The organism is Pseudomonas sp. GM33, assembly GCF_000282295.1.
Lineage (GTDB): Bacteria > Pseudomonadota > Gammaproteobacteria > Pseudomonadales > Pseudomonadaceae > Aquipseudomonas > Aquipseudomonas laurylsulfatiphila.
Map to the genome: position 1 here is coordinate 21,107 of NZ_AKJO01000160.1, position 6,723 is coordinate 27,829.

Genomic DNA, 6,723 nt, shown 5'->3' on the forward strand with positions numbered 1-6,723 from the left:
CTTGAAGCTGAAAGGATTTTGTCTACGGGCGGCTTTCGCCCATAATCGTGGTTTTCGCCGCCACACAGATCCCCGCAGGAGCCCCATGGAGCAATTTCGCAATATCGGCATCATCGGTCGCCTGGGCAGTTCCCAGGTGCTGGATACCGTCCGCCGACTGAAACGGTTTCTGCTCGATCGTCACCTGCACGTGATCCTCGAAGACACCATCGCCGAAGTGCTGCCAGGGCACGGCCTGCAAACCTCGTCGCGCAAGATGCTCGGCGAAGTCTGCGACATGGTCATCGTGGTCGGTGGTGACGGCAGCCTGCTCGGCGCTGCCCGGGCGCTGGCCAAACACAATATTCCGGTGCTCGGCATCAACCGGGGCAGCCTGGGGTTCCTGACCGACATCCGCCCCGACGAGCTCGAGGCCAAGGTCGCCGAAGTGCTGGACGGCCACTATCTGGTGGAAAACCGCTTCCTGCTGCAGGCCGAAGTCCGCCGCCATGGTGAGGCCATCGGCCAGGGCGATGCCCTGAACGACGTCGTGCTGCACCCTGGCAAATCCACGCGAATGATCGAATTCGAGCTGTACATCGACGGCCAGTTCGTCTGCAGCCAGAAGGCCGACGGCCTGATCGTCGCCACGCCGACCGGTTCCACCGCCTACGCGCTGTCTGCCGGCGGGCCGATCATGCACCCCAAGCTCGACGCTATTGTTATTGTGCCGATGTACCCCCATACCTTGTCGGGTAGACCGATCGTGGTCGATGGCAACAGTGAGCTGAAAATCGTCGTGTCCAAGGATATGCAGATTTACCCGCAAGTCTCGTGCGACGGGCAGAACCACTTCACCTGCGCGCCCGGCGACACCATTACCGTCAGCAAAAAAGCCCAGAAACTGCGGCTGATTCACCCGCTCGACCACAACTACTACGAAGTCTGCCGGACCAAACTCGGCTGGGGCAGCAAGCTGGGGGGTGGAGGCGACTGATGCTCGATCCCGCGCGTAGCTACGACCTGATCGGTGACGTGCACGGTTGCGCCCTGACCCTGGAGCACTTGCTCGACCGACTCGGTTATCAGAAACAGGGTGGCGTCTGGCGGCATGCCTCGCGCATGGCGGTGTTCGTCGGCGATATCATCGACCGCGGCCCGCGGATTCGCGAGGCGCTGCACATCGTCCACGACATGGTCGAGGCCGGTCAGGCGCTGTGCATCATGGGCAACCATGAGTTCAATGCGCTGGGCTGGAGCACGCCGGCGCTGCCCGGCAGCGGCAAGCAGTTCGTGCGCGAGCACACGCCGCGCCATGCCCGCCTGCTGCAAGAAACCCTGACCCAGTTCGAAGGCCATCCGGCTGACTGGCACGACTTCCAGCAATGGTTCTATGAGCTGCCGCTGTTCGTCGATGCCGGGCGTTTCCGCGTGGTCCACGCCTGTTGGGATGCCGGGCTGATCGAGCCGCTGCGGGCGTTGTTCCCCAACGGTTGTATCGACGAGCATTTTCTCCAGGCGTCGGCGGAGTCGGGTTCGTTTGCCTGCACCGTGTTCGATCGCCTGTTGCGCGGCACCGACATGCGTTTGCCCCATGGCCTGACCATGACCAGCGGCGACGGCCTCGTGCGTTCGTTCTTCCGCACCAAGTTCTGGGAAGACGATCCGAAAACCTACGGCGACATCGTGTTCCAGCCGGACGCACTGCCTGAGCCCGTGGCCCGGACGCCGCTGACGTCCACTGAAAAGAACAGCTTGCTGCGCTATGGCATCGATGAGCCGTTGTTGTTCGTCGGCCATTACTGGCGCAGCGGCAAGCCGGCACCGATCCGCCCGAACCTGGCCTGCCTGGATTACAGCGCAGTGCTCTACGGCAAATTGGTTGCCTATCGACTGGATCAGGAAACCCGCCTCGATCCGGATAAATTCGTCTGGGTCGATGTCGAGCGGCCGGAGGTGCTGCAATGAGTGCTGTAGCGGTTTTGCGTCTGCCCCTGGCGGTGGATTTGAGCGGGTTCGTCACCTTGCTCAAACGCATGCAAGTGCCCCATCGGGTCAGCGAAGAAGCAGGCGAGCAAGTGCTGTGGGTGCCGGACAACATCAGTGAAGACGTGCGTGCGCTGTACGAACGGTTTCCGGCGGGCGATCCCGATCAGCAACTGGACATTCCGGTGGCGCAGACCATCAAGCGTCCGGGCTTTGTCGAACAGCTGAAATACGCCAGGGCCACAGCACTGGTATTGCTGCTGAGCATCCTCGTCGGTGCGGTCACCTTGCTCGGTGACAACCTGGAAACGATGCGCTGGCTGACCTTCCTCGAATTTCGCGTAGTCGGCGAATACCTCCACTTCACACCGCTGGCCGACAGCCTGGCGGCGGGGCAGTGGTGGCGCCTGTTCACGCCGATGCTGATCCACTTCGGCATCCTGCACCTGGCGATGAACGGCATGTGGTACTGGGAGCTGGGGCGGCGCATCGAGTCGCGCCAGGGCAGCATCAACCTGATCGGCCTGACCCTGCTGTTCAGCCTGGTGTCGAACTACGCCCAGTACTCCTTCAGCGGCCCGACCTTGTTCGGTGGCCTGTCCGGCGTACTGTACGGCCTGCTCGGGCATTGCTGGATCTTCCAGCTGCTGGCGCCGAACCCGGCTTATCGCCTGCCGCGCGGCGTGCTGGTGATGATGCTGGTGTGGTTGCTGCTGTGCCTGTCCGGGCTGGTCTCGATGATCGGCTTCGGCGAAATCGCCAACGCGGCCCACGTCAGCGGGTTACTCATCGGATGCTTCACCGGTTTGTTGGGCGGTTTGTATAACCGCCGTAAACTGGCCGCCTAATTTCAGAACATGCAATAAAGAGACGGAGACCCAATGTCCTCTTTTAACGAAATGATCCAGAACATCACCCCGGATATCTACGAGAGTCTGAAACTGGCCGTGGAAATCGGCAAATGGTCCGACGGTGGCAAGCTCACCGCCGAACAACGCGAGCTGTCGCTGCAGGCGATGATCGCCTGGGAAATCCAGAACCTGCCCGAAGACCAGCGTACCGGCTACATGGGGCCGCAGGAATGCGCCTCGAAGTCGATCGAAGTGCCGAATATCCTGTTCAAGTCGGATGCCATCCATTGATCGAGATTGGCCGCGGTGCAATCAGCAAAATGTCGGCACGCCTTGACGGGCCGAACGTGCAATACGCTTTCCGTCTGGGCGAAACCGAGGTTCCGGTCAATCCGTTGATCGGGACCACGGTGCGCCTGGAATACCTGGGGGCGATCCACTGCACCCATTGCGGACGCAAGACCAAAACCAGCTTCAGCCAGGGTTACTGCTACCCGTGCATGACCAAGCTGGCCCAGTGCGACGTGTGCATCATGAGCCCGGAGCGCTGCCACTTCGACGCCGGTACCTGCCGGGAGCCGGAGTGGGGTGAGAAGTTCTGCATGACCGATCACGTGGTGTACCTGGCCAACTCGTCGGGGGTCAAAGTCGGGATTACCCGTGCCACCCAGCTGCCGACCCGCTGGCTCGACCAGGGTGCGAGCCAGGCCTTGCCGATCGTGCGCGTATCGACCCGGCAACAGTCGGGTTTCGTCGAGGATCTGTTTCGCAGCCAGGTGGCGGACAAGACCAACTGGCGTGCTTTACTCAAGGGCGACGCGGCGGCGGTGAACCTGGCCGAGGTTCGCGATCAACTGTTCGACAGCTGCGCCGAAGGCTTGCAAGGGTTGCAGGAACGATTCGGCTTGCAGGCGATCCAGACGGTTACCGGCGTCGAACCGCTGGAGATCCGCTACCCGGTCGAGCAATACCCGGCGAAGATTGTCAGCTTCAACCTGGACAAGAACCCGATTGCCGAAGGCACGCTGATGGGGGTCAAGGGCCAATACCTGATCTTCGACACCGGCGTGATCAACATTCGTAAATACACGGCTTACCAGCTCGCCGTGCATCAGTAAGGACTCCAGCATGCGCACCGAACAACCGAAGATGATCTACCTCAAGGACTATCAGGCGCCCGAGTACCTGATCGACGAAACACACCTGACCTTCGAGTTGTACGAGGACCACAGCCTGGTCCATGCGCAACTGGTGATGCGCCGCAACCCCGAGCGTGGCCCGGGCTTGCCGCCGCTGGTGCTGGACGGCCAGCAGCTGGAACTGCTGTCGGTCACCCTGGCCGACCAGGCGCTTTCTGCAGCGCAGTATCAACTGACCGAGAATCACCTGACCCTGCACCCGACCAGCGCGACCTTCACGGTCGATACCAGCGTCAGGATCCACCCGGAAACCAATACCGCGCTGGAAGGCCTGTACAAGTCCGGCACGATGTTCTGCACCCAGTGCGAGGCCGAAGGCTTCCGCAAGATCACCTATTATCTCGACCGCCCGGACGTGATGAGCACCTTCACCACCACGGTGGTCGCCGAGCAGCACAGCTATCCGGTGCTGCTGTCCAACGGCAACCCGATCGCTTCCGGCCCCGGCGAAGACGGCCGGCACTGGGCGACCTGGGAAGACCCGTTCAAGAAACCGGCGTACCTGTTTGCACTGGTGGCCGGTGACCTGTGGTGCGTCGAAGACAGCTTCACCACCATGAGCGAGCGCAACGTAGCGCTGCGCATTTACGTCGAGCCGGAAAACATCGACAAGTGCCAGCACGCCATGAACAGCCTGAAGAAGTCCATGCGCTGGGATGAAGAGGTCTACGGTCGCGAGTACGACCTGGACATCTTCATGATCGTCGCCGTGAACGACTTCAACATGGGCGCCATGGAGAACAAGGGCCTCAACATCTTCAACTCCAGCGCCGTGCTGGCCAAGGCCGAAACCGCCACCGACGCCGCGCACCAGCGGGTCGAGGCGATCGTCGCCCACGAATACTTCCACAACTGGTCGGGCAACCGCGTGACCTGCCGCGACTGGTTCCAGCTGTCGCTCAAGGAAGGCTTCACCGTGTTCCGCGATGCCGGGTTCTCCTCGGACATGAACTCGGCCACGGTTAAGCGCATCCAGGACGTGGCGTACCTGCGCACCCACCAGTTCGCCGAAGACGCCGGCCCCATGGCCCACGCCGTGCGCCCGGACAGCTTCATCGAGATTTCCAACTTCTACACCCTGACCGTGTACGAAAAGGGCTCGGAAGTGGTCGGCATGATCCACACCCTGCTCGGCGCTGAAGGTTTCCGCAAAGGCAGCGACCTGTACTTTGAGCGCCACGACGGCCAGGCCGTGACCTGCGATGACTTCATCAAGGCCATGGAAGATGCCAATGGCGTCAACCTGACCCAGTTCAAGCGCTGGTACAGCCAGGCCGGTACACCGCGTCTGGCGGTGAGCGAGTCCTTTGATGCGGCGGCGAAAACCTACAGCCTGACCTTCCGCCAGAGCTGCCCGGAAACCCCGGACAAGGTTGAAAAACTGCCGTTCGTGATCCCGGTCGAACTGGGGCTGCTGGATACCAAAGGGGTAGCGATTGCCCTGCGTCTGTCCGGTGAGGCCGCCGCGCAAGGCACTTCGCGGGTCATTTCCGTGACCGAAGCCGAGCAGACCTTCACCTTCGTCGATATCGCCGAACAACCGCTGCCGTCGTTGCTGCGTGGCTTTTCGGCGCCGGTGAAACTGAGCTTCCCGTACAACCGCGACCAGTTGATGTTCCTGATGCAGCACGACAGCGACGGTTTCAACCGCTGGGATGCCGGCCAGCAACTGTCGGTGCAGGTGCTGCAGGAACTGATCGCCCAGCAGCAGAAGGGCGACGCGCTGGTGCTCGATCAGCGTCTGGTGTCGGCACTGCGCACGGTGCTCTCGGACGAGTCGCTGGATCAGGCCATGGTCGCCGAAATGCTCTCGCTGCCAAGCGAAGCGTACCTGACCGAAATCAGCGAAGTGGCGGATGTCGAAGCGATTCACAGCGCCCGCGAATTTGCCCGCAAGCAACTGGCTGATGCGTTGTTCGAAGGCTTGTGGCTGCGTTACCAGGCCAACCGCGAACTTTCGAAGCAAACACCGTACGTGGCCGAGGCGGAACATTTTGCCCGTCGTGCCTTGCAGAACATCGCGCTGTCGTACCTGATGCTCAGCGGCAAGCCGGAGGTTCTGGCGGCGACGCTGGAGCAGTTCGACGCGTGCGACAACATGACCGAACGCCTGACCGCGCTGGCGGTGTTGGTCAACTCGCCGTTCGAAGCCGAGAAGGCCAAGGCACTGGCCAGTTTCGCCGAGCACTTCAAGGACAACCCGCTGGTCATGGACCAGTGGTTCAGTGTCCAGGCCGGCAGCGTGTTGCCGGGAGGACTTGCGCGGGTCAAGGCGTTGATGCAGGACCCGGCGTTCAACATCAAGAACCCGAACAAGGTGCGGGCGTTGGTCGGTGCGTTTGCCGGGCAGAACCTGATCAACTTCCATGCGGCGGATGGTTCCGGGTATCGCTTCCTGGCGGATCTGGTGATCGAGCTGAACGGGTTCAATCCGCAGATTGCTTCTCGGCAGTTGGCGCCTTTGACTCGCTGGCGCAAGTATGACGATGCTCGTCAGGCGCTGATGAAGGGGGAGCTGGAGCGGATTCGGGCTTCGGGGCAGTTGTCCAGTGATGTGTTTGAGGTGGTCAGCAAGAGTTTGGCTTGAGTCAGTTGTTGACCTTGGCGGCCTTCGGGCCGACCAGGTTCTTGGTTGATTGAGTACATATCCGTTCCTGCGGTAACGGCGACTTATGGTTTCGCCCTTACGGCGAGTCCCTTTGGCAAAC

General features: G+C 61.5%; 6 protein-coding genes. All 6 read left to right on the plus strand.

Going from position 1 to position 6,723, the window contains the following annotated elements; genetic code table 11:
- The first annotated feature begins 85 nt into the window (after positions 1–85).
- Genes PMI26_RS04110 through pepN form a run of 6 tightly spaced genes read left to right on the plus strand, consistent with a single transcriptional unit; the run spans position 86 to position 6,602 of the window.
- On the plus strand, positions 86–976 hold the full coding sequence (locus PMI26_RS04110; RefSeq protein WP_007979142.1) for an NAD(+) kinase: 891 nt from the start codon (positions 86–88) through the stop codon (positions 974–976).
- A complete protein-coding gene (locus PMI26_RS04105; RefSeq protein WP_443200855.1) occupies positions 973–1,947 on the plus strand; it encodes a metallophosphoesterase in 975 nt (324 codons plus the stop codon). The genes PMI26_RS04110 and PMI26_RS04105 overlap by 4 nt, the downstream gene beginning before the upstream one ends.
- Positions 1,944–2,813 (plus strand): rhomboid family intramembrane serine protease, encoded by an 870-nt coding sequence (locus PMI26_RS04100; RefSeq protein WP_007979147.1) that lies wholly within the window; start codon positions 1,944–1,946, stop codon positions 2,811–2,813. Before PMI26_RS04105 ends, PMI26_RS04100 begins: the two co-directional genes overlap by 4 nt.
- A gap of 33 nt (positions 2,814–2,846) precedes the next feature.
- Positions 2,847–3,107 carry a YeaC family protein gene (locus PMI26_RS04095; RefSeq protein WP_007979148.1) on the plus strand — a complete coding sequence of 87 codons (261 nt, stop codon included), beginning with the start codon at positions 2,847–2,849 and terminating at the stop codon, positions 3,105–3,107.
- On the plus strand, positions 3,104–3,934 hold the full coding sequence (locus PMI26_RS04090) for a DUF2797 domain-containing protein (RefSeq protein ID WP_007979150.1): 831 nt from the start codon (positions 3,104–3,106) through the stop codon (positions 3,932–3,934). The genes PMI26_RS04095 and PMI26_RS04090 overlap by 4 nt, the downstream gene beginning before the upstream one ends.
- A gap of 10 nt (positions 3,935–3,944) precedes the next feature.
- Positions 3,945–6,602 carry an aminopeptidase N gene (pepN, locus tag PMI26_RS04085; RefSeq protein WP_007979151.1) on the plus strand — a complete coding sequence of 886 codons (2,658 nt, stop codon included), beginning with the start codon at positions 3,945–3,947 and terminating at the stop codon, positions 6,600–6,602.
- Positions 6,603–6,723 lie beyond the last annotated feature (121 nt).